The 23,313-nt window shown below is 74.8% G+C and carries 19 protein-coding genes and 2 tRNA genes; 7 read left to right on the top strand and 14 right to left on the bottom strand.

Going from position 1 to position 23,313, the window contains the following annotated elements; all coding sequences use genetic code 11:
- Nucleotides 1–130: 130 nt before the first annotated feature.
- On the top strand, nt 131–1,012 hold the full coding sequence (locus ACRYRX_RS02350; protein WP_432510186.1) for a hypothetical protein: 882 nt from the start codon (nt 131–133) through the stop codon (nt 1,010–1,012).
- A 109-nt stretch (nt 1,013–1,121) separates the two neighbouring features.
- On the opposite strand, the gene ACRYRX_RS02355 is transcribed toward ACRYRX_RS02350, so the two are convergent.
- Together ACRYRX_RS02355 and ACRYRX_RS02360 are read right to left on the bottom strand one after the other, a co-directional pair.
- A tRNA-Ala gene (locus tag ACRYRX_RS02355) sits at nt 1,122–1,194 on the bottom strand.
- A gap of 15 nt (nt 1,195–1,209) precedes the next feature.
- Complete coding sequence (locus ACRYRX_RS02360) at nt 1,210–1,326, bottom strand: DLW-39 family protein (RefSeq protein WP_432510187.1); 117 nt, start codon at nt 1,324–1,326, stop codon at nt 1,210–1,212.
- Between the two features lie 105 nt (nt 1,327–1,431).
- Here ACRYRX_RS02360 and ACRYRX_RS02365 point away from each other — a divergent pair, with 105 nt between their 5' ends.
- The 5 genes from ACRYRX_RS02365 to ACRYRX_RS02385 are packed head-to-tail and all read left to right on the top strand — an operon-like array spanning nt 1,432 to nt 7,589.
- Nucleotides 1,432–2,544: a glycosyltransferase gene (locus ACRYRX_RS02365; protein WP_432510188.1), complete on the top strand. Its 1,113-nt coding sequence runs from the start codon at nt 1,432–1,434 to the stop codon at nt 2,542–2,544.
- The gene (locus ACRYRX_RS02370; protein ID WP_432510189.1) at nt 2,541–3,896 is read left to right on the top strand and encodes an O-antigen ligase family protein; all 1,356 of its coding nucleotides are present in this window, start codon (nt 2,541–2,543) and stop codon (nt 3,894–3,896) included. Before ACRYRX_RS02365 ends, ACRYRX_RS02370 begins: the two co-directional genes overlap by 4 nt.
- Complete coding sequence (locus ACRYRX_RS02375; RefSeq protein ID WP_432510190.1) at nt 3,884–4,972, top strand: glycosyltransferase; 1,089 nt, start codon at nt 3,884–3,886, stop codon at nt 4,970–4,972. Before ACRYRX_RS02370 ends, ACRYRX_RS02375 begins: the two co-directional genes overlap by 13 nt.
- Nucleotides 4,969–6,126, top strand: coding sequence for a glycosyltransferase family 4 protein (locus tag ACRYRX_RS02380; RefSeq protein WP_432510192.1), 1,158 nt, complete (start codon nt 4,969–4,971; stop codon nt 6,124–6,126). Before ACRYRX_RS02375 ends, ACRYRX_RS02380 begins: the two co-directional genes overlap by 4 nt.
- Nucleotides 6,126–7,589 (top strand): lipid II flippase MurJ, encoded by a 1,464-nt coding sequence (locus ACRYRX_RS02385; RefSeq protein ID WP_432510193.1) that lies wholly within the window; start codon nt 6,126–6,128, stop codon nt 7,587–7,589. Before ACRYRX_RS02380 ends, ACRYRX_RS02385 begins: the two co-directional genes overlap by 1 nt.
- A 23-nt stretch (nt 7,590–7,612) precedes the next feature.
- Here ACRYRX_RS02385 and ACRYRX_RS02390 read toward each other — a convergent pair whose 3' ends face one another.
- Together ACRYRX_RS02390 and ACRYRX_RS02395 are read right to left on the bottom strand one after the other, a co-directional pair.
- A complete protein-coding gene (locus tag ACRYRX_RS02390) occupies nt 7,613–8,734 on the bottom strand; it encodes a glycosyltransferase (protein ID WP_432510194.1) in 1,122 nt (373 codons plus the stop codon).
- Nucleotides 8,731–10,122 carry a sugar transferase gene (locus tag ACRYRX_RS02395; protein ID WP_432510195.1) on the bottom strand — a complete coding sequence of 464 codons (1,392 nt, stop codon included), beginning with the start codon at nt 10,120–10,122 and terminating at the stop codon, nt 8,731–8,733. The genes ACRYRX_RS02390 and ACRYRX_RS02395 overlap by 4 nt, the downstream gene beginning before the upstream one ends.
- Nucleotides 10,123–10,299: 177 nt before the next feature.
- On the opposite strand from ACRYRX_RS02395, the gene ACRYRX_RS02400 reads away from it, so the two are divergent.
- Nucleotides 10,300–11,691 (top strand): tyrosine-protein kinase domain-containing protein, encoded by a 1,392-nt coding sequence (locus tag ACRYRX_RS02400; RefSeq protein ID WP_432510196.1) that lies wholly within the window; start codon nt 10,300–10,302, stop codon nt 11,689–11,691.
- Here ACRYRX_RS02400 and ACRYRX_RS02405 read toward each other — a convergent pair.
- The 10 genes from ACRYRX_RS02405 to dnaN all read right to left on the bottom strand — a co-directional run bounded on the left by ACRYRX_RS02405 (nt 11,688) and on the right by dnaN (nt 23,057).
- Nucleotides 11,688–12,272 carry an arsenate reductase/protein-tyrosine-phosphatase family protein gene (locus tag ACRYRX_RS02405; protein ID WP_432510197.1) on the bottom strand — a complete coding sequence of 195 codons (585 nt, stop codon included), beginning with the start codon at nt 12,270–12,272 and terminating at the stop codon, nt 11,688–11,690. The two genes, ACRYRX_RS02400 and ACRYRX_RS02405, sit on opposite strands and share 4 nt — an antisense overlap.
- On the bottom strand, nt 12,269–13,282 hold the full coding sequence (locus ACRYRX_RS02410; protein ID WP_432510198.1) for an AAA family ATPase: 1,014 nt from the start codon (nt 13,280–13,282) through the stop codon (nt 12,269–12,271). Before ACRYRX_RS02410 ends, ACRYRX_RS02405 begins: the two co-directional genes overlap by 4 nt.
- Before the next feature lie 128 nt (nt 13,283–13,410).
- Nucleotides 13,411–13,484 (bottom strand) — tRNA-Ile (locus ACRYRX_RS02415).
- Between the two features lie 58 nt (nt 13,485–13,542).
- A complete protein-coding gene (locus ACRYRX_RS02420; RefSeq protein ID WP_432510199.1) occupies nt 13,543–13,905 on the bottom strand; it encodes a DUF3566 domain-containing protein in 363 nt (120 codons plus the stop codon).
- 152 nt (nt 13,906–14,057) lie between these two features.
- Entirely contained in the window at nt 14,058–16,787 is a 2,730-nt protein-coding gene (gyrA, locus tag ACRYRX_RS02425; protein WP_432510200.1) for a DNA gyrase subunit A, read from the bottom strand.
- 52 nt (nt 16,788–16,839) lie between these two features.
- On the bottom strand, nt 16,840–18,915 hold the full coding sequence (gyrB, locus tag ACRYRX_RS02430; RefSeq protein WP_432510201.1) for a DNA topoisomerase (ATP-hydrolyzing) subunit B: 2,076 nt from the start codon (nt 18,913–18,915) through the stop codon (nt 16,840–16,842).
- Between the two features lie 231 nt (nt 18,916–19,146).
- Nucleotides 19,147–19,770, bottom strand: a complete 624-nt coding sequence (locus ACRYRX_RS02435; protein WP_432510202.1) for a DciA family protein — start codon at nt 19,768–19,770, stop codon at nt 19,147–19,149.
- Nucleotides 19,763–20,947 (bottom strand): DNA replication/repair protein RecF, encoded by a 1,185-nt coding sequence (gene recF, locus ACRYRX_RS02440; RefSeq protein WP_432510203.1) that lies wholly within the window; start codon nt 20,945–20,947, stop codon nt 19,763–19,765. Before recF ends, ACRYRX_RS02435 begins: the two co-directional genes overlap by 8 nt.
- Before the next feature lie 8 nt (nt 20,948–20,955).
- Nucleotides 20,956–21,870 carry a phosphogluconate dehydrogenase (NAD(+)-dependent, decarboxylating) gene (gene gnd / locus ACRYRX_RS02445; RefSeq protein ID WP_432510204.1) on the bottom strand — a complete coding sequence of 305 codons (915 nt, stop codon included), beginning with the start codon at nt 21,868–21,870 and terminating at the stop codon, nt 20,956–20,958.
- A gap of 59 nt (nt 21,871–21,929) precedes the next feature.
- Nucleotides 21,930–23,057 carry a DNA polymerase III subunit beta gene (dnaN, locus tag ACRYRX_RS02450; RefSeq protein WP_432510205.1) on the bottom strand — a complete coding sequence of 376 codons (1,128 nt, stop codon included), beginning with the start codon at nt 23,055–23,057 and terminating at the stop codon, nt 21,930–21,932.
- Nucleotides 23,058–23,313: the final 256 nt, after the last annotated feature.

Consider the following 23,313-nt stretch of genomic DNA (forward strand, 5'->3'; position numbering starts at 1 on the left):
CTGGTGGCGCACCGGCCCCACCTGCGGTGGGATGACGCTTGGTGATCGTCGCCGGCACGTCGGGGCGGGGCACGTGTCGCGGGCCCCGGACGTTCGCGACGTCAGAGCAGGACGACGCAGAGGAGGACCCATGTCGCACACGAAGAGCCGTACCGAGGCGCTGCAGAGCCAGGGCACGGCGATCGCGGAGAAGGTCGGTACCGCTGTCGAGTGGGCGCAGCCGCGCCTGGAGAAGGGCTGGGCCACGTCGAAGGAGGTGGCCGCCCCGCACGTGGAGGCCGCCGTCCAGCGGGTCACCCCCGCCGTCGACGGCGCCCACCGCGCCGTCGAGGACCTCCTGCCGAAGATCGTCGAGGCCGTGCAGGAGGCCGCCACGACGGCCAAGGAGTCCGCGGGCCCGGCCCTGACCAGCGCGACGGCCGCCGTCACCACGGCCGCCGGCACCGTCAAGGCGGCGCAGAAGTCCGCGAGGACGGCGGGCAAGGGCACGCGGAAGACCGGGAAGAAGGCCGCCGGGACGGCGAAGAAGCACCCGGCCGCGACGCTGGCCGCCGTGACCGGCGCCGCCGCGAAGAAGAAGCAGAAGGACCGGCCGAAGGGCGGCGCGGGCAGGAAGCTGCTCGTGCTGACCATCCTCGCGGCCGGCGGCGCGGCGGTCTGGGCCGCCACCCGCGGCAAGAAGGAGGACCCCTGGGCCGCCCCCGGCGCCGCGTGGACCCCCGCCCCCGCGGCGACGACGCCCACCACCCCGGCGACGGCCGCGGCGACGGAGAACCTCGAGAAGGCCACCGGGACGTCGGGCGGGACGTCGAGCGAGTCGTCGTACGCGCCGGTCGACGACGACGCGCCGCACGCGGCGCCGGTCCCCCTGTCCGACCCGGCCGCGGCCGCCGCGGCCGACGCGGACCCGATCGTCCAGAACAGCACCCTCGGCGGCGCGACCGCGGACGACACGGTGGACGACACGACCGCGAAGCCGACCGACGACACCGAGGGCGGCCGGAAGGCCTGACCCGCACGACCGTCCCGGCGACGCCGGGACGGTCCCCGCGGGCCGGGGACGCGCCCCGACGCACGAGAGGCCGGTCACGTCGACGACGTGACCGGCCTCCGGCGTCCGGTGGAGGCAAGGGGACTCGAACCCCTAACCCCCTGCTTGCAAAGCAGGTGCGCTACCAATTGCGCCATGCCCCCGGGTGGTGCCGGGCGTCAGCGCACCGTGTCGGTGGCTTCGGCCCACAGGTCGCGCTCGGCCTTCTGCGACGCCTTGCGGCGCCAGGCGAAGACGCCTCCGGCGAGCAGCCCCACCAGCAGCAGCTTCTTCACGGTGGACCTCCTCGACGAGCCGGGTACGACGCAGAAACGCTAGCACGCGGCACCGTGCGTGATCGTCCTCAGGTCCACGGCCCGCGCGCCGACCGGGTAGGTGCCATGCCGACGCCCCCGCCCGCTCCCCGGACCGCCCTCGTGCACGAGTGGATCGCCGCCCGCGCCGGGGCCGAGCAGGTCTTCGAGGTCCTCGCCGGGATGTGGCCCGACGCCGACCTGCACGCCCTGACCGCCGACCCCGCCGTCGCGCTGGACCTCGGGGGGCGCCCCGTCCGCACCACCGCCCTCGACGCCCTGCGCGCCCCCCGGGCGCTGTCGCTGCCGCTCATGCCGGCCGCGTGGGCCGCGCACGCGCGCGACGTGCAGCGCAGCTACGACCTCGTCGTCACCTCCCACCACGCCTTCGCCACGTCCAACCGCCTCGTCGCCCCCGGCGGCCTCCACCTCGCCTACGTCCACACCCCCGCGCGGTACGTGTGGAGCCCGCAGCTCGACGGCCGCGGCGCCTCCCCGCTGCTCGCGCCCGCGCGGCGCGTCCTGGCCGCCGCCGACCACCGCGCCGCCCGGCGGGTCACCGCCTTCGCCGCCAACAGCGCCGAGGTCGCCCGCCGCGTCGAGCACTGCTGGGGACGTGAGGCCACCGTCGTCCACCCGCCCGTCGACGTCGCCGCCTTCGCCGCGGCGCCCGAGCCGACCCTGGACCTGCCCGACGGCTTCCTGCTGGCCCTGGGCCGGTTCGTGCCCTACAAGAACCACCTGCTCGCCGTCGACGTCGCCGAGCGCGCCGGCCGGCCCGTCGTCGTGGCCGGCACCGGGCCGCTGCTGGCGGCGCTGCGCGAACGCGCCGCCACGGCCACCGTGCCCGTCGTCGTCCTCGACCGCCCCTCGCGGCGGACCGTGCGCGAACTGCTGCACCGCGCCGCCGTGCTGCTCTTCCCCACCGTCGAGGACTTCGGCATCGTCCCCGTGGAGGCGATGGCCTCCGGCACCCCCGTCCTCGCGCCCGCCCGCGGCGGCTCCGGGGAGACCGTCCTCGACGGCGTCAGCGGCGCGCTCGTCGACGACCTGCACCCGGGCGAGCTGGCCGCGGCCCTGCCCCGCGCCGAGGCGTGCCGCCCCGGCGACTGCCGCCGCCGGGCCGCGGAGTTCGACGTGAGCCGGTTCCGCGAGCGCGTGCTGGCGTGGGTGGGCGAGCACGCCGGGGTCCTGCGGTGATCCTGCAGCTCGTCCTCGCCGCCGCCGCCGCCTTCACCGGCCTGCTGTTCTGCGTGACCGCCACCGACCGCACCCGGCTGACCGTCGCGGCGTTCCTGGCGGTCCCCCAGGTGTACGTCGGTCCGCTGGCGACGGCGAACCTGCCGCTGAGCCAGTGCTGGACCATCCTCATCGCCGTCTGCTGGCTGCTGGAGCGCAAGGAGCTGCCGCTGCGGGACCCCGTGTTCCGCGCCGTCCTGGTCCTGGCCGTGCTGCAGGGGCTGGCGATCAGCTGGTCGCCGGACCCGGTGGTCGGCGTCCTGGAGGTCGCGCGGCTGCTGTCGTTCGCGTTCCTCGCGCTGTACGCGACCCGCGTCGAACGGGGACGGCCCGGCGCGCTGACCGGGCCGTTCACCGTCGTCCTGGCGTGGGCCGTCCTCGACGCCGTGCTCGTGTGGGTGTTCCGGCTCGCCCCGGCGGTCGAGGCCGCGTTCCTCCGGTCCCCCCTGGCGGTCCTCGTCGTCGGGCCCGACGCCATGACGGCGTTCTTCGACGGCGGCGCGAACAACGTGACCGACCCGGCGAAGGCCGGCGGGTTCTTCATCAACGCCAACGTGTCGTCGATGTTCCTCGGCGTCGCCACGTTCTGCTTCCTGGCCCTGGGCGTGGGCCTGCGCGGGCGGCGGCGGCGGCTGTACGCCGCGGGCGCCCTGGCGTGCTGGTCGGCGACGTTCGCGACGGGGTCGAAGACGGCGGCGGCGCTCGCCCTCGTCCTGCCGGTGGCGGTCCGCGGCGTCCAGGTGCTCGGCCGCCCGCGGGCGCGGTGGTTCCTGCCCCAGGCGGCCGCCGCCGTCGGCCTGGGGGTCTGGCTGCTGCCCTCGGTCCTGGAGCGGTACGTGCCCGGGTACGCCGACGCGTCCTCGCAGAGCCTGGCGAGCCGGCAGCCGATGTGGGACTTCGCGCTGCAGATGTTCCGCGAGCACCTGGTCCTCGGGCTCGGGTTCGGCGGCTGGTCGCGCACCATCGAGCAGTTCGCCGCGCTGGGGATCGAGGCGCTGCCCCCGCACAACCTGTTCATCGCGGCGTGGGCCTCCAGCGGCCTGCCCGGGGTCGCCGGGCTGCTGAACCTGGCGGTGACGGTCCTGGTCGTGCTGACCGCGACGGTGGTCCGCGGCCTCGGCACCCACCTGGCGCGCACGGCGGCGTTCGCGCTCGGCGCGTGGTGGTGGGTCCTCGTGCACGGCATGGGCGACAACACCGCCGTCTACGGGGAGGCGAAGTCGATGATCCTGCTGGCGATGCTGCTGGGCCTGGTGACCGCGCGCCGTGCCGCGGCCCGGCCCGCGCCCGAGGCGGTGCCGTGCCCCGCGTAGCGGTCCTCCGGCACACCTTCGGGCTGCCCTCCGAACCGTTCGTGCTCACCCAGGCGGGCGCGTTCTCCCGCTGGGAACCGGTGCTGGTGTCCCGCGACGCGCTGCCCGCGGGGGTGCCGGGCCTGTCGATGAGCCGGCGGGCCGGGGCCCTGCACACCGCCGGGGTGTCCTCACGGGCGCTGCGCGACCTGCTGGTGGCCGCGCGGGCCGACGCGGTCCTGGCCCACTTCGGGGTGGAGGCGGCGTGCGCGCTGCCGGCCGCCCGGCGCGCCGGGGTCCCGCTGGCGACGGTGTTCCACGGCTTCGACGCCACGACCTCCCGCCTGGACCTGCTGCGGTCCCGGCGGCTGTCGTGGTGGACGTACCTGCGCCGGGCGGGCGCGCTGGCCCGCCACGGCGACCTGTTCCTGCCCGTGTCCGACCACCTGCGAGAGCGGCTGCTGGCGCGCGGTTTCCCCGCCGGGCGGACCGTGACGCACCACCTGGGCATCCGGCTGGACGGCCTGCCGGTCCTGCCCGCGCGGCCCCGCACGGTCGTCCACGTCGGGCGGCTGGTTCCCAAGAAGGGGCACGCGGACCTGTTCCACGCGGTGGCCGGCCTGCCCGGGGTGCGCCTGACGTGCGTGGGCGAGGGGCCGCTGCGGGCGTCGCTGACCGACCTCGCGCGGCGGCTGCGGCTGGACGTGGAGTTCACCGGCGCCCTGGACCACGCGGCGACGCTGCAGCGCATCGCGACCTCGGCGGTGCTGTGCCTGCCGAGCCGGACCGGTCCCACCGGCGACCAGGAGGGTCTGGGGCAGGTGCTGCTGGAGGCCGGGGCGGTGGGCCGGCCGGTCGTCGCGACCCGGCACGGCGGGATCCCGTCGGCGGTCGTGGACGGGCGCACCGGGCTGCTGGTCCCCGAGGGCGACCCGCGGGCGCTGGCCGCGGCGCTGCGCCGGGTCCTCGACGACGACGCCCTGGCGCGGTCGCTGGGGGCGGCGGCGCGCGCGCACGTCCGCGCCGGGTTCGACGTGGTCCGGCGCACGGCGGCGCTGGAGGACCTGCTCGACGGGCTCGTGGGGGGACGCCGGTGAGCGGCGCGGGCGGCCGGGTCGTCGTCCTGACCCGCGGGCTGCCGCTGCACCACGCGGGCGGGATGGAGTCGGTGGCGTGGGACCTGTGCCGCGCCCTGGCCGCGCGCTGCGACGTGACGGTCCTGACCACGGCGCTGACGACGGCGCTCCCCGGGGCCGGTGCCGACCGGGACGGGGTGCGGGTGCGGGCGCTGCCGGGGACCGTCCCGGGGCGCTACTCCCGCTCCTGGTGGGCCGCGTCCCGCGCCGCGCTGGAGACCGAGCTGCGCTCCGGTGGCGTCACCGGGGTGCTGTCGGTCAGCGCGGGCGCCTTCTCCGGGGTGGACCTGCCCGCCCGGTTCGGGGCGCGCGCGGTGCTCCAGGCGCACGGGACGTCCGTGATGGAGATCGCCTCCAAGCTCGGCAGCCGCCGGCTGCGGCCCGCGGTGTCGGCGGTGCGGAACGCGCACGGGCTGCTGCGCGACGTCCGCACGTACCGGTCCTTCGACGACGTCGTCGCCGTGGGGCCCAGCGTGCGGGACTCCCTGACGAGCGCGCCGCTGGGCCGCTGGGTGTCGATGCCGGCCGTCCACCTCGTCGAGAACGGCGTCGACACCACCGTCTTCCGGCCCGACCCGCACGGCCGGGCCCGCGCCGCGCTGCGGGCCGGGCTCGCCGTGGACGGGGAGCTGCTGCTCGTCGCGGGCCGGCTGCACCCGCAGAAGCGGGTGGACCGGTCGATCCGGCTGCTGCCGCACCTGCCGGCCGCCACTCTGGTGCTGGCCGGGGACGGGCCGGACCGCCCGGCGCTGGAGCGGCTCGCCCGCGAGCTGGGGGTGGCCGGCCGGGTCCGGTTCCTCGGGACCGTCGAGCGCGACCGGCTCCCGGCGCTGCAGGCGGCGGCCGACGTCTCGCTGCTCACGTCGCAGTGGCGGGAGGGGCTGCCGATGGCGGTCCTGGAGTCGCTGGCCTGCGGCACGCCCGTGGTGACGTCGCTGACGACCGCCCCCGTGGAGGGGGCCGCCGTGACGCGGGTCGACGCCGCGGACCCGCGGGAGCTGGCGGCCGCGGTCCGCCGGGCCCTGGACGCCCCGCGCCGGGGGTCCCTGCTCCCGGCCCGGTACGACCTGGCGCACGTCGCCGCCCGGTACGCCGGCCTGCTGGGGGCCGGCTGATGCGCGAGGCGGTGCGCCGGCTCGTCCTGGGCGGCCTGGCCGGCAAGCTCCTCGGGACGCTGCGCGAGGTGCTGCTCGCGGCGGCCTACGGCACCGGGGTCCCGGCGACGGCCGCGCGGGTGGCCCAGACCGGCACCCTCGTCCCCGTCGACCTGCTCTCCGCCGACGTCCTGTCCGCCGGGTTCCTGCCGCTGCACGCCGAGCTGCTGCGCACCGACCCGCCCCGCGCGGCGAGCCTGTTCCGCGCGGTGCGGGCGGGGGCGTGGGTGCTGTCGGCGCTGCTGGTGGCGGCCCTGCTCGTGCTGGCCCGCCCGGTGGTGGACCTGCTCGCCCCCGGCCTGGACGACGCGACGGCGACCACGGCGGCGCGGTTCCTGCAGGTCATGGCCTGCGGGATCCCGAGCTACCTGCAGTTCTCGCTGCTGGGCTACCTGGAGATGTCGCACGGCGGGTTCCGGTTGTCCAGCGTCCGCGCGACCGTGCAGAACCTCGGGATGATCGCCGCGCTCGGGGCGGCCTGGGTGCTGGGGGAACCGGTCCTGCTGGCCTCGGGGTTCACCCTGGCCTACCTCGGGCTGCACGCCTGGGGTTCGGTGCGCGTCCGCCACCTGCTGCCCACCGGCGCCGGGGTGGGGGGCCGGGACCTGGCGCTGCGCTGCTGGCGCCGGGTGCGGCCGCTGCTGCTGCTGCCCGTCGCCGTGCAGGGCTCGGTCGTCACCGAGCGCGTCGTCGCCTCGCTGCTCGGCGACCACGTCGTCGCCGCCGTCGACTACGCGCGGTTCGTCGCGGCGACGGGCGTGAACCTGCTCGCCGTGCCGCTGGGGCTGGCGGGCCTGGCGACCCTGTCCGGGCTCGGCGCCGCCGCGGCCCGCGAGCGCCTGGTCGGCGTCCTGCCGGGGCTGCTGCTGGTGGTGGTCCCCTCGTCGGTGGTGCTGACGGTGGGCGCGGCCCCCGTGGTGCAGGTCCTGTACGCCCGGGGCGCGTTCGACGCGGCGTCGGTGGCGACGTCGGCGGCGGTGCTGACCGGTCTCGGGGTGGGTTTCTGGGCGCAGTCGTGCGCGTACGTGCTGGTGAAGGCGCTGAACGCGGCGGGCCGCAACCGGGTGGCGGTGGCGGCGCTGGTGGCCGGGGTGGTCGTGACGGTCGCGGTGAACGTGCTGGTGCACCCGCTGCTGGGGCCGGCCACCGTGGGGCTGGCCGCCTCGGCCGGGTCGGTGGTGACGACGGTCGCGGCGGCGCGGGCCCTGGGGGTGGGCGCGGAGCTGGGCCGGTGGCTGCTGGGCTGCGCGCCGGTGGCGGCGCTCGCGGCGGTCGCGGCGGTGCTGGCCGGCCGGGCGGTGCCGGGCGGGGGGTGGGCGGGGCTGGCCGCGGTCGCGGGGTCCGTCGCGCTGGTGTGGGCGGTGGCGTGCGTGCTGCGCGGGTCGTGGCGCCGGGTCGTGGCGGGGGTGCTGGGCCGGGCCTGAGACCGGTGCCGGTCAGAGGCCGGTCAGGGACCGGTGAGCAGGGTCCGGGCGGTCTCGCGCAGCTCCCGGCCGCGGGTCTCCCAGTCCTGCCCCCGGGCGTGCCGGGCGACGCGCGCGGGACGGCCGGGGTCGTCGGCGCGCAGCAGGTCGAGCACCTGGGCGACGAACCCGCCGCGCTCGCGGACGAAGACCGCCCCGGGCACGGGGGCGATCGCCGGCAGCGGGGTGCTGACCACGGGCAGCCCGGCGGCGAGGTACTCGTACGTCTTCAGCGGCGAGACGCCCACGGTCAGCGGGGAGACCCGGTACGGCACGATCCCCACGGCCGCGGTGGCGAGCTCCGCCGCGAGGTCCGGGGCGGGCAGCGTGCCGACGACCTCGGCGCCGGCGCGGACCAGCCGCCGCCACACCTCGTGCGCGGGGTCGGTGACGGGACCGGCGAGGCGCAGCCGCCCCACGCCGCGCAGCGCGACGGCGAGGTCGAGCAGCAGCGGCAGGTCCACCTTGTGCGGGGCGAGGGTCCCGGCGAAGACGACCGTGGTCCCCCGGGGGGCGCCGCGCTCGCGGGCGGCGGTGAAGAGGTCGACGTCGCAGACGTTCGGCAGGCACCGGGTGACGGGGAACCCCTGCGCGCGCAGGTGGTCCTCGACGGCGGGGCTGGTGGCGAGCGCGAGGTCGGCGCGCAGGGCGCGCTCGGCGGCGAGCAGCCGCCGGCGGTGGACGCCGGGGTTCTCGTGCAGCAGGTCGACGAGGTGGTAGACGGTCCGGTCGGCGTGGGCCTCCAGGCCGTAGGTGAACGGGGTGTAGGTCCACAGGAGGCGGGGGCCGGGGTGGGTGGTCCACCGGCGGACCTGCCGGTGCAGCAGCCGCCCGTTCAGCGCCCGCGTGGACGGGGCGTGGTGCGGGACGAGCCGGGGGGTGACGACCTCCACGCCGGCGGGGACGCGGCGGCCGGTGAGCGAGGGGGCGACCCGGAGCCGACGCAGCACCCGCCGGGCGTCGGAGGGGCGCAGGGTGCGCGTGCCGGCGCCCTCGGTGAACACCACGGGCCACTGCCGGGCGAGGGCCGCGGTGACGTGGTGCTGGTTCGTGGCGATGGCCGCGTCCCAGTCGGCCGTCCCCAGGACCAGGACGAGCGGGGTCACCGGCCGGCCGCCGTGACGAGCTGGCCGACGGTGCGCAGCAGGATCTTCACGTCCAGCCACAGCGACCAGTTCTCGACGTAGTGGTTGTCGAACCGGGCGCGCTCGGAGATCGAGGTGTCGCCGCGCAGGCCGTTGACCTGGGCCCACCCGGTGACGCCGACGGGCACCCGGTGCCGCCAGAGGTAGTCGTCGTGGTCGAGGGTGAACTTCTCCACGAAGAACGGGCGCTCGGGGCGGGGGCCGACGAGGGACATGTCGCCGCGCAGCACGTTCCACAGCTGCGGCAGCTCGTCGAGGGACAGCCGGCGCAGCCAGCCGCCGACCGGGCCCACCCGGTCCTGGACGTCCCACCGGGTGTCGGAGTCGGGCAGCGGGCGCATCGTGCGCAGCTTCAGCAGCTGGAACGTCCGGCCGTCCATGCCGACGCGCTCCTGCCGGAACAGCACCCCGGGGCCGACCTCGGGGCGGGCCAGCAGGGCGCACAGCAGCAGCACCGGGCTGACCGCGACGAGGCCGAGGGCGGAGGCGGTGACGTCCAGGACGCGCTTGAGGGGCCAGGTCACCGCCCGCAGGGCCGGCCGGCGCAGCAGGACCAGCGGCACGCCGCGGACGGAGTCGACGGCGCGGTGGGTGGTGACGACCTGCCAGAACCGGGGGACGGTGAAGATCTCCACGTCGAGCCCCTGGCAGCTGCGCAGGACGTCGACGACGACCATCTCGGGGACGTTGGAGTAGGCGATGACGACGACGTCCACCCGGTGCCGGCGCACGGCGTCGGCGAGGTCGGCGATGCCGCCGAGGACGGGCAGGGGCCGGGCGTCGGCGGGCAGCCGGGGGTCGTCGTCGATGAAGCCGACCGGCCGCAGCCCGTACCGGCCGGGGGTGAGGATGTCGACGAGCTGGGCCCCCAGGCCGCCGCAGCCGACGACGAGGGTCCGGGCCGCGACCCGGCCCCGCAGGCGGTGCCGGGTGCGGACGGCGTACAGGGCCGCGCGGGCACCGACGACGAGCCCGGTCTGCAGGGCGGCGGCCCGCAGGGCGCCCGCGTCCACCGTCCCGGCCCCCAGGGCGCCCTGGGCGATGGCGGCGACCCCGAGGGCGCCGACGGCGGCGCCGACGAGCAGGGGCAGGTCGTCGAGGACGCTGAGGTCCAGCCGCGGGCGGTACAGGCCCGTCAGGGCGTGCAGGACCAGCACGGACGTGCAGAAGACGACGACGACCGGGGACCGCTGCCCCAGGAGCAGGACGACGGTCAGGACGCTGATCGCGTCGGTGGACAGGAGCAGCAGGGACAGCTCCGCCAGCCGGCGGGACGGGCGGGACGTGGCGGGGGCCAGCCGGCCACCGGCCGGGCGCACGTCCGTCCCGGGTCCGCTCGTCGTCGTCACGCGAGCCCCCCCGTCCGTCTCCCCGATAGCACACCGAACTGCTCCGACGGGTTGTTCGTCGTCGGGGCGGCGTGTCGACTTGAGGTCCCCGGTCCCCGGTCACGGCCGCTGCACCCGTTCGGCGGACGCGGGCCGGCGCGGCGGTCAACTGCCGGTGACGGGCGCCGATGGAGGCCCGTGGACCTCGTCGACTACCTGCGCGCGCTGCGCAAGCACTGGATCCTCGTGGTCCTGTCCGTGCTGCTCGGCGGGGGCGCCGGGTTCGGCGCGTACTCCACCAGCGCGCCGGTGTACCGCGCCGACTGCCTGCTGTTCGTGTCGATGTACGACACGGGCAACGCGGCGCTGCTCATGCAGGGCAGCATGTTCACCCAGCAGCGGGTGCAGTCGTACACCAGCGTCCTGACCAGCCCGAAGGTCCTGGGGCCCGTCATCCGCGACCTGGACCTGGACACCACGCCGCGCGCGCTGGCCGAGCACGTCAACTCCACGGCCCCGATCGGCACCGTCCTCATCGAGGTCACCGTCGACGAGTCCTCCCCCCGGCTGGCCGCCGACGTCGCGAACTCCATCGCCCGGCACTTCGGCAGCGTCGTCAGCGAGCTCGAGCAGGCCACCCCCGAGACGATGAGCCCGGTCCGCATCAACGTGCTGCGCCCGGCGGAGGTCCGCGCCGACCCGATCGCCCCCGACCTGGTGCGGGTGCTGGCCCTGGGGCTGCTCGCGGGCGCGGTCCTGGGCACCGGCCTGGCGATCCTGCGCGAGGTCCTCGACACCACCGTCAAGACGCTGAGCACCATCACCGACCTCGGGGCGCCCGCCCTCGGGTCGGTGCCGGCCGGGGCCGGTGGCCCGCGCCCCGAGCTGGTCGTGGAGGGCTCGCGCTCGCCGCAGTCGGAGGCGCTGCGCCAGATCCGCACGAACCTGCAGTTCGCCGACGTCGACCACCCGCCGCGGCTGGTGGTCGTGACGTCGGCGCTGCCCGGGGAGGGCAAGAGCACCACGGCGGTGAACCTGGCCCTGACCGCGGCGACGGCCGGGCTGCGCACCATCCTCGTCGAGGGCGACCTGCGGCTGCCGCGGGTCGCGGACTACCTCGGGGTGGAGGACAGCGCCGGGCTCACCACCGTCCTGGCGGGCCGCGCCGACCTCGACGACGTCCTGCAGCCGTACGGCGACACGGGGCTGTCGGTCCTGGCCGCCGGGCCGATCCCGCTCAACCCGGCCGCGCTGCTCGGTTCCCGGCACATGAGCGACCTGCTGGAGCGGCTGCGCGAGCGCGCCGACCTGGTGATCGTGGACACGCCGCCGCTGCTGCCGGTGGCCGACGCGGCCGTGCTGGCCCGCCAGGCCGACGGCGCGGTCGTCGTCGTCCGGTACGCCCGCACGACCCGCGACCACCTGGTCCGGGGGCTGGAGCGGCTGCGCGCGGTCGACGCGACGGTCCTGGGGGGTGTGCTGACGATGGTCCCGTCGCGGGCGTCGGACTTCTCCTACGCCTACGAGTACGGCTACGGGTACCGGCCCACGACGCCCTCGGACGCGGAGACCGTCGTCCTGGAGCGCTAGAGCACCTCGACGACGGCGGCGATCGCCTCGTCGAGCCGCCGCGCGGCCTTCACCTGGACCTCCAGCTTCGCGCCGTGGACGTCGTCGACGTCGTCGGAGGCGGGGTCGCGGGGTGCCGTCGGTCCCCGCCACGCGGGGGCGGTCGCCAGGAGCGCCCGCAGGCCCGCCGCGGGGGTCGCGGCGGCGGGCAACCGCCCCTCCCGGCCGAGGTGGCGGCAGATGCGGGCCAGCTCGACCACCGTGAAGACGCGGCGCTGGGCCGGCGGGACGAGGGTGATGACGTGCCCGCGCTGGTCGCGGGTCATCGTGAGCACGAGGTCGGCGGCGGCCAGCAGCTGCGCGTCCAGCGCGCGGGCGGCGCCGGGGGCGGGCGCGGGTCGCTGGAGGGTGGTCAGGACCGCGGCGACGTCGGGGTCGGTGGGCCGGCCGGGTTCGGCGGCCGTCCCGGCGGAGGTCACGCGGATCGTCGCGGCCTGCTCGCCGAACCGCCGCTGCAGGTGGTGCCGCAGGAGCGCCGCCGCCATGGGGGAGCGGCTGACGTTGGCCGTGCAGACGACGAGCACCTCGAAGCGGGCCCTCACGGCGCCATCTTGAGCATCTGCCGTCGTTCGCGCAGTGCGGCCAGCAGGGAGGCGGTCTCGACCTGGTCGGCCCCGTCGAGGATGCACTGCTTGGCCGCGAGGGCCGCCGCGGCGGAGACCTGCTCGTGGCTGAGCCCGCTGGCGGTGGAGACGACCCGCGGCCACTCGACGGTGGACAGGTCGAACCCGCGCAGCCGCCGCAGGACGACCTCCTGCACCACGCCGGCGCTGGGCAGGGGGTAGTCGAGGACGGTGTCGAAGCGGCGCAGCACCGGCCGTTCGAGCAGCTGCGGCCGGTTCGTCGTGACGACGAGGAGGCTCGTGGAGGTGTCGTCCTCCAGGTGGCCGGTGAAGGCGCGCAGGACGTCGCGCAGCCGGGTGCGGCTGCGCTCGCCGCCGTCGGGGTCGATGAGGGCGTCGACGTCGTCGAACACGCAGACGCCGCGGCTCTGGGCCAGCAGGTCGAAGACGAGGGCCAGCCGGGTGAGGGCGTCCTCGGCGCTGAGGTCGGCGAAGACGTCGAGGCGGACGCTGAAGACCGGCAGCGCGAGCTCGGCGGCCAGCACCTCGACGGTCGTGGACTTCCCGGTGCCGGACGGCCCGACGAGCAGGAGCTTGCGCAGCGGGTCGAACCCGCGGGCGCGCAGGGTGTCGGCGTGCCGCTGCTCGGTGAGCACGCGGTGCAGCCGGGTCATGACGTCACCGCTGAGCGCGAGGTCGGCCAGGGTCGTGCGGGGCAGGGAGACGGTCAGGACCCGGGCCAGCTCACCGCGCGGTTGCACGACCGACGTGGGGGCCGGGGGCGGGGCGGGGGCCTGCGGCCGGGTGCTGGCCCGCCGGACGTCGAGGAGCCGGCGCAGGTCCTCGACCTCCCGGGACCGGTCACCGAGGCGGCCGGCGGAGTCGATGAGGTCGGCCAGGGCAGCCCGGAACGTCGCGTCGTCGCCGGCGTGGTGGCTCTCGGCCAGGGCCCGGACGTGCGCGGCGGTCGCGAGCAGCCGTCCCTCCACCAGTGGATCTTACCCTGAGTGACTTCATCATCACTCGTTTTTGGTGGACCGCCGGACCCCTGGACCGGGGCGGACACGGGCCGGGAATGAACCGAGCCCCCGGAGAGGTCGTCTCCGGGGGCTCGCGGTGGGCCTAGGAGGACTTGAACCTCCGACCTCATCCTTATCAGGGATGCGCTCTAACCAACTGAGCTATAGGCCCGCTTCGCTGCACGCAGCGAGACAACCTTACCCGACCGCGGAGGGTGCTCCGTACCGGGTCAGTCGTCGGACAGCGTGACGTGCAGCCCACCGACCAGCGCGGAGGAGACGTTGTAGAGGAACGCCACCACCGTCGACAGGGCCGTGAGGAGCACGACGTCCACCACCGCGATGACGGTCGCCAGCGACAGGACCTTGCCGAAGCCGACGTAGTCGAGCAGGTCGAAGTCCACCTCGTTGCCCACGACGTCCTTGAGCAGGCCGTTGAGGTCGGTGAAGACGCCCATGCCGTCCAGGACGCTCCAGATGACCGCCGTCGCCACCACGAGGGCGATGCCGACGGCCACCGAGAGCAGGAACGACAGCTTCGTGACCGACCACGGGTCGACGCGGGCCAGCGTCAACCGCACCCGGCGGGGCACCGAGTCCACCCCGTTGCGGGGGCGGGCCGGCTGCCCGGCGGCGCTCGCCGCCCGAGCCGCGTCAGCCGCGGGTCGGGGGGTCTGACCGGCCGGCTGGGCCGCTGCTCGGGCCGCGGCCTCGGCCGACGACGTCGTCGCGCGTTCGGCGGGTGTCACTCGTCACCTCCGGGATCGGGCTCGCCCGTCGGAGCCTCGGACGACGGTACGCCATCGGCCCGGTCCCCCACAGGGTCATCACCCGGGTTCTGCACAGGGACTCCACCGATCGGCGCCTCGTCCGCACCCTCAGCAGCGGCCAGGTCCGCCCCGCCCCCGGCGACGTCGGCGACCGGGTCCTCGACCCCGCCGGTCGTGGCCTCGGAGACCTCCTCGGCCTCCACCTCCTCGTCGATGACCCGCTCGGCGTTGCGGGCGACGGCGAGGATCCGGTCGCCCTTCTCCGGCTTCGCGAAGGTGACGCCCATGGTGTCGCGGCCCTTGGCCGGCACCTCGTCGACCCGGGAGCGGACGACCCGGCCGGCCTGCATGACCACCAGGACCTCGTCGTCGTCGGCCACCGTCAGGGCGCCGACGAGGTCGCCGCGCTCGTCGCTCAGCTTCGCGACCTTGATCCCCAGACCACCGCGACCCTGCTTGCGGTACTCCTCGATCTTGGTGCGCTTGGCGTAGCCGAGCTCGGTGACGACGAAGACGTAGAGGTCGTCGCGGGCCACGGCCATCGCGAGCAGCTCGTCGTCCCCGCGGAACTTCATGCCGGTGACGCCGGAGGTGGCCCGGCCCATGGGGCGCAGGTTCTCGTCGGTCGCCTCGAACCGGACGCTCATGCCCTTGCGGGAGACGAGGAAGAGGTCCTCGTCCTCGCTGACCAGGGTGGCCCCGAACAGCTCGTCGTCGACCTCCTCGCCACCGTCCTCGGTCACGTGGCTGCGGAGGTTGATGGCGATGAGCCCGCCGGAGCGGTTGGAGTCGTACTCCGACAGCCGCGTCTTCTTCACGATCCCGCGCCGGGTCGCCAGCACCAGGTACGGGGCCTGCTCGTAGTCCTCGATGTCGAGGACGGCGACGATCCGCTCCCCCGGCTGGAAGGCCAGCAGGTTGGCGACGTGCTGACCGCGGCCGTCCCGGCCGCCCTCGGGCAGCTCGTACCCCTTCGCCCGGTACACCCGGCCGAGGTTGGTGAAGAACAGCAGCCAGTGGTGGGTCGTCGTGGTGAAGAAGTGCTCCACGACGTCGTCCTCGCGCAGCGACGCCCCCCGGACCCCGCGGCCCCCGCGGCGCTGGGCGCGGTAGAGGTCGGTGCGGGTGCGCTTGGCGTACCCGCCGCGGGTGACGGTGACGACGACGTCCTCGACGGGGATGAGGTCCTCGACGGTCATGTCGCCCTCGAAGGGCAGGATCTGCGTCTTGCGGTCGTCGCCGTAGCGCTCGACCAGCTCGGCCAGTTCCTCACCGACGATGTCGCGCTGCCGCTCGGGGCGGGCGAGGATGTCGTTGTAGTCGGTGATCAGGCGCATCAGCTCGTCGTACTCGTCGGTGATGCGCTGACGCTCCAGGGCCGCCAGGCGGCGCAGCTGCATCTCGAGGATGGCGCGGGCCTGGATCTCGTCGATGTCCAGCAGGCCCATGAGGCCGTCGCGGGCGGACTCGACCGTGGCGCTGGCCCGGATGAGCGCGATGACCTCGTCCATGGCGTCGAGGGCCTTGAGCAGCGCGCGCAGGATGTGTGCGCGCTCCTCGGCCTTGCGCAGCCGGAACCGGGTGCGGCGGACGATGACGTCCAGCTGGTGGCTGATCCAGTGCTTGAGGAACGCGTGGATCGGCAGCGTGCGCGGCACCCCGTCGACCAGCGCGAGCATGTTCGCGCCGAAGTTCGTCTGCAGCTGGGTGTGCTTGTAGAGGTTGTTCAGCACGACCTTCGCGACGGCGTCGCGGCGCAGGATGATGACCAGCCGCTGACCGGTCTTGCCCGAGGTGTGGTCCTGGACGTCGGCGATGCCGGTGAGCCGGCCGTCGCGGACGAGGGTCGCGATGTTCTCCGCGAGGTTGTCCGGGTTCACCTGGTACGGCAGCTCGCTGACGACGAGGCAGGTCCGGCCCTGGATCTCCTCGACCGTCACCACGGCGCGCATCGTGATGGAGCCGCGGCCGGTGCGGTACGCGTCGACGATCCCGCGCTGGCCCAGGATGAGCGCCCCGGTCGGGAAGTCCGGGCCCTTGACGCGCTGCATCACGGCCGCGAGCTGCTCGTCGTCGGAGGCGTCGGGGTTGTCGAGCAACCACTTCGCGCCCTCGGCGACCTCGCGCAGGTTGTGCGGCGGGATGTTCGTGGCCATGCCGACGGCGATGCCGGCCGAACCGTTGACGAGCAGGTTCGGGAACCGGCTCGGCAGGACGTCGGGTTCGGTGGTGTGCCCGTCGTAGTTCGGGGAGAAGTCGACGGTCTCCTCGTCGATGTCCCGGACCATCTCCATGGCCAGCGGAGCCATCCGGCACTCGGTGTACCGGGGGGCCGCGGCCGGGTCGTTCCCTGGCGAGCCGAAGTTCCCCTGCCCGTCGACGAGCGGGTACCGCAGCGACCAGTCCTGCGCGAGCCGGACCAGGGCGTCGTAGATCGAGGAGTCGCCGTGCGGGTGGTAGTGACCCATGACGTCCCCGACGACGCGGGCGCACTTGGAGTACCCGCGGTCGGGGCGGTACCCGCCGTCGTACATGGCGTACAGCACCCGGCGGTGGACGGGCTTGAGCCCGTCCCGCACGTCGGGCAGCGCGCGCGAGACGATGACGCTCATCGCGTAGTCGAGGTACGACCGCTGCATCTCTGCCTGCAGGTCGACCTGCTCGATGCGGTCGCCGGTGGGGGGTTCGGTGGTGCTCTCGCTCACGGGTGTTGCCTCTCAGGTCGCGACGTCCGGTGCTGTTTCACGTGGAACCAGGTCAGACGTCGAGGAACCTCACGTCACGGGCGTTGCGCTGGATGAAGCTGCGGCGCGACTCCACGTCCTCGCCCATCAGGATCGAGAACACCGCGTCGGCGGCGGCGGCGTCCTCGAGCGTGACCTGCAGCAGCGTGCGGTGGGTCCGGTCCATCGTCGTCTCGGACAGCTCGTCCCAGTTCATCTCGCCCAGACCCTTGTACCGCTGGGTCCGGCCCTCCTTGGGCAGCTTCTTGCCCGCGGCCAGGCCGGCCTCGATGAGCGCGTCGCGCTCACGGTCGGAGTAGGCGAACTCGTGGTGCTCGGCACCGCCGAGCCACTTGATGCGGTACAGCGGCGGCTGCGCCAGGTAGACGTGACCGCCCTCGACGAGCGGGCTCATGTAGCGGAACAGCAGCGTCAGCAGCAGCGTCCGGATGTGCTGACCGTCCACGTCGGCGTCGGCCATGATGATGATCTTGTGGTACCGGAGCTTGTCGAGGTTGAAGTCCTCGCCGATGCCGGTGCCGAAGGCCGTGATGAGGGCCTGGACCTCCTGGTTGCCCAGGGCGCGGTCCAGACGGGCCTTCTCGACGTTCAGGATCTTCCCGCGGATCGGCAGGATCGCCTGGGTCCGCGGGTCGCGGCCGCGGGTCGCCGAACCACCGGCGGAGTCCCCCTCGACGATGAAGACCTCGCACTCGGCCGGGTTGTTGGACTGGCAGTCCTTCAGCTTGCCCGGCAGCGAGTTCCGCTCCAGCAGCGACTTGCGGCTCGCCTCCCGCGCCTTGCGCGCGGCCTGCCGCGCGACCGAGGCCGAGTGCGCCTTGCGCGCGATCGTCGCCGCTTCCTTGGGGTTCGCGGCGAACCAGTGCCCGAGGTGCTCGCGGACCTGCGCGTTGACGAACGTGCGCGCGGAGGTGTTGCCCAGCTTCGTCTTCGTCTGGCCCTCGAACTGCGGTTCGGACAGCTTCACCGAGATGATCGCCGTCAGGCCCTCGCGGATGTCGGACCCCTCGAGGGTCTCGTTCTCCTTGAGCAGCTTCAGCGAGCGCGCGTAGTCCACGACCAGGCCGGTCAGCGCCGTGCGGAAACCCGTCTCGTGGGTCCCGCCCTCGGAGGTGTTGATGTTGTTGGCGTAGGTGAAGACGGCCTCGGAGTACGCGGTCGTCCACTGCATCGCGATCTCGACCGCGATGCCCTTCTCCTTGTCCTCGGCCTCCAGGGAGATGACCGTGTCGTGCAGCGGCTCGTTCTTCTTCTGCGCGTTGATGTGCTTGACGTAGTCGATGAGCCCCTCGTCGTAGCGGTAGCTCACCGCCCGCTGCGGCTTGTCGTCCGTCGAGGCCTCGGCGGTCTCGTCCTCGGGGTGCACGCGCTCGTCGGTCAGCGACAGCGTCAGGCCCTTGTTGAGGAAGGCCCGCTGCTGGAAGCTCGTGCGCAGCGTCTCGTACGAGTAGTCGGTCGTCTCGAAGATCTCGCCGTTGGCCCAGAACGTGATCGTCGTGCCGGTCTCGTCGGTCTCCTCGCCCTTCACCAGCGGCGCCAGCGGAACGCCGTTCTCGTAGGACTGCCGCCACGCGTGCCCCTGCCGCCGGACCTCCACGTCCAGACGGGTCGACAGCGCGTTCACGACGGAGCTGCCGACCCCGTGCAGACCACCGGAGACCGCGTACCCGCCGCCGCCGAACTTCCCGCCGGCGTGCAGCACCGTCAGGACGACCTCGACCGCCGGCCGCCCCTCACCGGGCATGACGTCCACGGGGATGCCGCGGCCGTTGTCGACGCAGCGGACCCCGCCGTCGGCGAGCAGCGTCACGTCGATGGTGTCGCAGTACCCCGCGAGCGCCTCGTCGACGGAGTTGTCGACGATCTCGGACACGAGGTGGTGCAGACCGCGCTCACCGGTGGAGCCGATGTACATGCCGGGACGCTTGCGGACGGCCTCCAGACCCTCGAGCACCGTGATCGCGTCGGCGCCGTAGTCGGGGTTGGGGCCACCGTCGGGGGCGACCGCTCCGGCCAACGAGGGTGCGTCCTCGGGGTTCACCTCGGACGAGGTGGTCTCCTGCGGACCTTGCGTCTCTTCGTCAGGCACGAGCGGGTGTGCTCCCTCCGCGTCGAGGCGGCCGCGCGGGCGGCGGCCGGGCGGGAGGGCCCGAACGCTCGTGTTCCTCGTGACAAGGCCCGTGTCGACCGCCAGATTCGGTCCCAGTCTACCCCGTCCCGGAGCGCAGTTCTCGCTGCGCGCGCCCAGCGCGGCCCCTAAGCCGTTCGACCCCCCTCGACGTGGGGGACCACGTACCAGGGGGTCGGGCGGGCGAGCCGGTCACCCGTAGGTGTCGCGCGGACCCCGGCCCCCCGGCGCCGACCGTCCGCCCTTGCGCCACGACGGCGGCCGCGGGCCGCGGACCACGACCTTGGTGACGACCCCGTGCCCGAGCTCCTCGTCCAGCCGGCGCACCAGGTGGCTCGTCAGCAGCCGGACCTGCGTCGCCCACGCCGTCGACTCCGCCCGGACGACGAGGGTGCCGTCCTTCAGCGACTCCGGCGTGCAGTGCCCGGCCAGCTCCGGGCCCACCACGACGTCCCAGCGGCCGAAGGCGCCGCCCACGGCGACGGGCTGCTCCCAGCCGCGCTCCCCGACCAGCCGGCCCAGCGTGGCGTCCAGGGTCTGCGGGTCGCGGGCGTCGGGCCAGGCCCCCGACCGCGCCGACGCGCCACGCCGGCGGGCGTCCTGGCGGCGCCACTCGTCCCCGGGCTTGCCGCCGCCCAGCGGCGCGCGCCCCGGGCGCAGCCCCTTGGCGGCCGCCGCGGCCCGCGCCCGGCCCAGGGCCGTGCGCGCGAGGTCGGCACCGGTCCCGTCCTCGGGCCCGTCCCCCGCCTCGTCCCCGGCGGGCTCCTCCGCCTCGGCGGGGTCGCCCGGGACCCCGGCGCCGGGCGGCTCAGTCACCGCCGTCCTCCCGGACCGCGACCCCGGTGCTGACGAAGACGCGGTCGGCCCGGTCACCGCGCAGGACCTCGGGCACGTCCTCGGGGACGGCCGCCGTCACCAGGACCTGCTCGGCGTCGGCGACCACCTCCGCCAGCCGCTCGCGCCGCCCCGCGTCCAGCTCGGCGAACACGTCGTCGAGGATCAGGACCGGGCCGCCCGGGTCGTCCATGACGTCGTCCTCCAGCAGCAGCCGGTAGCTCGCCAGCCGCAGCCCCAACGCCACCGACCAGCTCTCGCCGTGGCTCGCGTACCCCTTGGCGGGCATCCCGCCCAGGGTCAGCACCAGGTCGTCGCGGTGCGGGCCCACCAGGCAGACCCCGCGGTCGAGCTCGGCCTTGCGCTGGTCGGCCATCGCGGCCAGCAGCGCGACCCGCAGCTCCTCCCGGCTCGGGACGTCACCGCCGGGCGTCGTGGCGATCCCCTGCGCGAGCAGCGGCAGCGACGAGCGGTACCCCAGCTCCAGCTCCCCCTGCCCCCTGCTCACCGAGCGGTAGGCGTCACCGGCCGGCTGCCGCAGGTCCGACAGCAGCGCCAGGCGGGCCGAGAGGAGGTCCGAGCCGGTGGCCGCGAGGTGCTCGTCCCACACGTCCAGGGCGTGCGGGTCGGCCCGCCCCGAGCGCATCGCCGAGCCGGCCGACTTCAGCAGCGCCCCGCGCTGGCGCAGCACGCGGTCGTAGTCGGCGCGGACCCCGGCCACCCGCGGCCAGCGCGTGACGAGGAGCTCGTCGAGGTAGCGCCGCCGCTCGGTCGGGTCCCCCTTGACGAGGGCGAGGTCCTCCGGGGCGAACAGGACGGTCCGCAGGACCCCCAGCACGTCGCGGGTGCGGCGCACCGGGTTGTGGTTCAGCCGGGCCCGGTTCGCCTTCCCCGGGGTGATCTCCAGCTCGACGAGGGCACGGCGGCCGCCGCGCACCAGCCCGGCGCGCACGACGGCGCGCGTCGCGCCCTGCCGCACCAGCGGGGCGTCACCGGAGACCCGGTGACTGCCCAGCGTGGCGACGTACCCGATGGCCTCGACGAGGTTCGTCTTCCCCTGCCCGTTGAGGCCGACGAACGTCGTCGTGCCCGGGGACAGGTCGAGCTCCAGGCTCGGGTACGAGCGGTAGTCGACCAGCGACAGGTGCGCGACGTGCACGCGAGGGGTCAGCCGTTCGTGGAGCCCGTACCCGACGTGGGCCCGGCCTGCGTGACGGCGTGGCCGCCGAACTGGTTGCGCAGCGCGGCGACGGCCTTGATCGAGGGGGAGTCCTCCTGGCGGGAGGAGAAGCGGGCGAACAGGGCCGCGGCGAGGACCGGCATCGGGACGGCGTTCTCGATGGCCTGCTCCAGCGTCCAGCGGCCCTCGCCGGAGTCCTGCGCGTAGCCGCGGATGTTGTCCAGCTTGGGGTCCTCCTCCAGCGCGCGGACCATGAGGTCCAGCAGCCAGGAGCGCACGACCGTGCCCCGGGTCCAGGCCTTGAAGACGGCGGGGACGTCGTGGATGATCCCCTTCGCCTCCAGCAGCTCGTAGCCCTCGGCGTAGGCGTGCATCAGGCCGTACTCGATGCCGTTGTGGACCATCTTCGAGTAGTGGCCCGCCCCGACGCCGCCGGCGTGGACGAAGCCCTCCTCGCGGGGGCCCTCCGGGCGCAGCGCGTCGAAGATCGGCATCGCGAGCTCGACGTGGCCCTTGGCCCCGCCGACCATCAGGCCGTAGCCGTTGTCCTTGCCCCACACGCCGCCGGAGACGCCGCAGTCCATGTAGCCGGTGCCGCGCTCGCCGAGGAGCTTGGCGTTGACCTCGTCGTCGGTCCACTTGGAGTTGCCGCCGTCGATGACCAGGTCACCGTCCTTCAGCAGCGGCGCCAGGTTCGCCACGGTGTCCCGGGTGATCTTGCCCGAGGGGACCATGACCCAGACGACCCGCGGCGACGGCAGGGCGTCCACCAGGGCCGCGAGGGTCGGGACGTCGGTGACGTCCGGGTTGGGGTCGTACCCCGTGACCTCGATGCCCTTGTCGCGGAGGCGGGAACGCATGTTCCCGCCCATCTTGCCGAGACCGACGAGACCGATGTGCATGGTCAGACGCTTCCCTTCTCGCGCCCGACCACCCAGGCCGGGCTGGTGTTCTCGCCGGCTCAGCCGGCGAGGCGGACCGGCATCAGGAGGTACCGGTAGCTGGCGTCGTCGTCCCCGTCGAGGTCCTGCTGGCCGGTGAGGACAGCCGGACGCGTCGCCTGGGTGAACGAGAGCCGGGCGAACGGCGCCCCGAGGGCACCGAGACCGTCCAGCAGGAACTGCGGGTTGAAGGCGATGGCGATCGACTCGCCGACGAGGGTGGCCTCCAGGGCCTCCGTCGCCTGCGCGTCCTCGCCCTGGCCCGCTTCCAAGGAGAGCACGCCGTCCTCGAACCGCAACCGCACGGGCGTGTTGCGCTCGGCGACGAGGGCGACGCGCTTGACGGCCTCGGTGAGCGCCGCGGTCGAGACCACGGCGTGCGTGGGCGACTCGGCCGGGAACAGCGCCCGGACCTTGGGGTACTCCCCGTCCACGAGCAGCGAGGTCGAGTAGCGGCCCTCGGCCTGGAAGCCGATGAGGTCGCTCTTGCCGTCGGCCAGCGCCAGCGTCAGCGCGCTGGAGGAGCCGAGCGAGCGCGCGACGTCGGACAGGGTGCGCGCGCGCACCAGGGCGACGGCGGACAGGTCGGGGGTGCTGGGGCGCCAGCGCAGCTCGCGGACCGCGAGCCGGTACCGGTCGGTGGCCAGCAGGGTGAGCCGGTCGCCCTCGATCTCCATCCGGACGCCGGTGAGGATCGGCAGCGTCTCGTCGCGGCTGGCCGCGATCGTGACCTGGGCGACGGCCTCGGTGAACTCGCCGCCGGCGACCTCGCCGGAGGCGTCCGGCAGCTGCGGCAGGGCGGGGTACTCCTCGACCGTCATGGTCAGCAGGGTGAACCGGCTCGCGCCGCACGTGACGACGACCTTGGAGCCCTCGGTGGTGAGGGTGACGGGGCGGTTCGGCAGGCTGCGCGAGATGTCCGCGAGCAGCCGCCCGGACACCAGGACCTTGCCGGCCGTGCGCACGTCCGCCGTCAGCTCGACCCGGGCCGAGACCTCGTAGTCGAACGTGGACAGCTTCAGCGTGCCCTCCTCGGTGGCCTCCAGGAGGACACCGGCCAGCACCGGGACCGGGGGCCTCGAGGGCAGAGCCCGGGCCGCCCACGCGACGGCGTCGGCCAGCACGTCGCGCTCGACCTGCAACTCCACCAGGCACCGCCTTCCAGTCGTCCTGCGTCGGTCCGCCCCTGAGCCACGGGTGTGGTCACGGGGGGCGGCTTCCGACAGTAGTGGAGAGCGGCCCGGGGCGTGCAGCCGCCTCCACAGCCCGCTCGTCCTCCACCGGTCGACGTCCGGAGCCGACGATCACTCTCCGTGGTGGACGGGGAGGACGCCCTGCACGGCTTGTTCGAACACCACCGTCAGCCCGCCCCGATCGCCCTCCGGGGCGTCCTTCCCCACAACC

This window comes from Kineococcus lubricus, from assembly GCF_050871965.1.
Classification (GTDB): Bacteria; Actinomycetota; Actinomycetes; order Actinomycetales; family Kineococcaceae; genus Kineococcus.

Excerpts from the sequence above, each read along its gene's own strand:
- ACRYRX_RS02385 (WP_432510193.1), top strand. The coding sequence starts at position 6,126 with ATGCGCGAGGCGGTGCGCCGGCTCGTCCTGGGCGGCCTGGCCGGCAAG.
- ACRYRX_RS02350 (WP_432510186.1), top strand. The coding sequence starts at position 131 with ATGTCGCACACGAAGAGCCGTACCGAGGCGCTGCAGAGCCAGGGCACG.
- gnd (WP_432510204.1), bottom strand. The coding sequence starts at position 21,870 with ATGCACATCGGTCTCGTCGGTCTCGGCAAGATGGGCGGGAACATGCGT.
- ACRYRX_RS02365 (WP_432510188.1), top strand. The coding sequence starts at position 1,432 with ATGCCGACGCCCCCGCCCGCTCCCCGGACCGCCCTCGTGCACGAGTGG.